This window comes from Oryzihumus sp. (assembly GCF_036391795.1).
Taxonomy (GTDB): domain Bacteria; phylum Actinomycetota; class Actinomycetes; order Actinomycetales; family Dermatophilaceae; genus Oryzihumus.
In genome coordinates this window covers 1-2,087 of record NZ_DASVZH010000086.1, presented here as the reverse complement: position 1 = coordinate 2,087, position 2,087 = coordinate 1, and the positions used below count along the sequence as shown (strand labels likewise).

At 74.7% G+C, this 2,087-nt stretch carries 2 protein-coding genes and 1 pseudogene; 2 read left to right on the top strand and 1 reads right to left on the bottom strand.

Annotated features, from left to right (window positions below):
* Nucleotides 1-133: 133 nt before the first annotated feature.
* On the bottom strand, nt 134-973 hold the full coding sequence (locus tag VF825_RS05025) for a hypothetical protein (RefSeq protein WP_331110786.1): 840 nt from the start codon (nt 971-973) through the stop codon (nt 134-136).
* A 245-nt stretch (nt 974-1,218) separates the two neighbouring features.
* Between VF825_RS05025 and VF825_RS05020 the strand changes: the two genes are divergently transcribed.
* On the top strand, nt 1,219-1,692 hold the full coding sequence (locus tag VF825_RS05020; protein ID WP_331110784.1) for a hypothetical protein: 474 nt from the start codon (nt 1,219-1,221) through the stop codon (nt 1,690-1,692).
* A 168-nt stretch (nt 1,693-1,860) separates the two neighbouring features.
* A pseudogene (locus tag VF825_RS05015) lies at nt 1,861-2,087 on the top strand (MFS transporter); the annotation flags it as partial.

Here is a 2,087-nt window from a genome sequence, read left to right as displayed (position 1 = left end):
TCGCACCTCTGCTGGGCACCACACTGCTCAGCGCCGCCGGCCCAGCGGGGCTGTGGACTGCCTGCGCCGCGGCGAGCCTGCTGCTCGCGGTGGCGCAGCCCCTGCTGCGGCGGGTCACCGCCCTGGTAAGCCCTCAGCGCGGGGCGTAGAGGCAGCCCGACGCCGCGCCGAGCACCCGCAGCCCGGTCCGGTCCCCGGCTCCCCACACCGCCGCCCCGGAGTCCACCGGGTACATGACCTGCGCCGGGTCGCCGACGTGGCCGAGCCCGACCACGTGCCCGAGCTCGTGCATCAGCATCCGGCCCCGGGTGCCCCGCTGGGCGCGGCCGAAGCCCGGCTCGGGGTACTGGGTTGCGTCGACCACCACGGCACCCTCGACGAACTGGCCCCACACGCGCCCCCGGGCATCGACCCGGCCCGTGACCCACGACCCCCCACCCATCGCCAGCGGGCGTGCGGCGCCGGACCTGGCCTCGGGCAGCATCCGGCTCTGCCCGGGCCGCGCCCAGGCCACGACGATGCTCGTGCCAGCCGGGTAGGCCGGCCCGCTGTCGGTGCTGCTCGGGACCACCGAGGTGGTCCCGAGGTAGCGGAACCGCAGGCCGGTGGCGGCGGAGATGCGCTCCACGGCGCCCTGGACGTCGGCCAGTGCCCCACGCGGCGCCCTGGCCAGGTTCACCCGGTAGCCGATCGGCCCGGAGCACGGGTTCCACCGGGCGATCGGGGCGGCCGGGTGGCCGGCCCGGCTGATGAACGCGTAGTGGGCGGCCGAGGCGGTGGCGGTGGCCGTGGCGAGGACCGGCTCGCGCACGGACATCAGCCGCGCCGCCGGCTGAGCGGCCGGGCCAGCGGCCTGGCGGGTGGCCGTCGGGACCTGGGCGACACCGGAAGGGCGCCCAGGCACCCCACCCAGCACCAGCAGGGTGAGCACGGCGAAGCAGACCGGCACGCGGGCCGCGGGGAAGCGCGTCATCGTTCCCTCCTGACAGCTGGGGATCCGTCAGGTCGAGAATCGGCAGCACCCCCGGCGACCTCAGTGACTTGACCCAAACATGGGGCGCCACTGACGCCCTGCTGGCCGGCTCCTGACGAGCACGTCATGGGGGTGACCCGATGCCTCCCGGCATGAGCGGGAACGTCCCACTTTTGGTGGATCCGGGCCGTTTCGGCGCGGAGAAGCGTGGGTCCCGTCAGGCCGCTCGACGAAGGAGGAAGGTCATGGCCGAGCACGTGGTGGATCGCAGGGGGATGCTTCGCGGAGCCGGCATCGCCGCCGGGGCCGCAACCCTCGGTGGTGTGGTCCTTGCGGCCCCCGCGGACGCCGCGTCCCGTGGCCTCCTCGGCGGGTGGCTGATCACCCACCGCGACAACCCGCCCGCGCCGGCGGACGAGACCCAGGCCGTGGTGACCTTCGCGGCGGGCGGGGTCTTCCAGGTCATCGACATCGACCCGGTCGGCACGCCCGGCGCCGGTTCGTGGTCGGGCTCAGCCTCGTCGTTCCACGTGACGTTCTGGGCGGGTGAGCCGAGCGACAACGGCAGCCCGGCGCTCGTCATCCGGGTCCGGCCCCGCGGCAAGGTCGACGGTGACCGGATCTCGGGCACCTACTCGCTGACCATCTGGGACGCGAAGACGCACAAGCAGGTCGGGACCGGCTCGGGGAAGTTCTGGGGGACTCGGATCGACGCCTGAACGCGTCCCGGCCGGACAACGGCCGGTCAGGTGCAGCGGTCCGGGGGAAGGTACCGGCGGTCGGAGGCTCTCCCGGCCGCCGGTACAATTCTGTGCAGCTCAGGGTCACGTGCACGTCTGTTGGGTGGGAGGACGTGCGCCCCGCCGCACCCTTGGAGCCCCCGCACCATGTCACCCCTGACGTCCTACCGGCAGCTGTTCGCGCTGTCCGGCCCCACCTACGTCCTCGTGGCCTTCCTCGGCCGCCTGCCGCTGGCGATGAGCCAGCTCGGCACGCTCCTGCTCGTCGCCGGGTCGACCGGCAGCTACGGCGCCGGCGGCGCCTCGGCCGGTGCGCTGGCCGTCGCCAACGCGGTCGGCTCCCCCGTGGCCGGGGCGCTGGCCGACCGGGTCGG

Coding starts and splice junctions, on each gene's coding strand:
- VF825_RS05025 (WP_331110786.1), bottom strand. CDS start 973: ATGACGCGCTTCCCCGCGGCCCGCGTGCCGGTCTGCTTCGCCGTGCTC.
- VF825_RS05020 (WP_331110784.1), top strand. CDS start 1,219: ATGGCCGAGCACGTGGTGGATCGCAGGGGGATGCTTCGCGGAGCCGGC.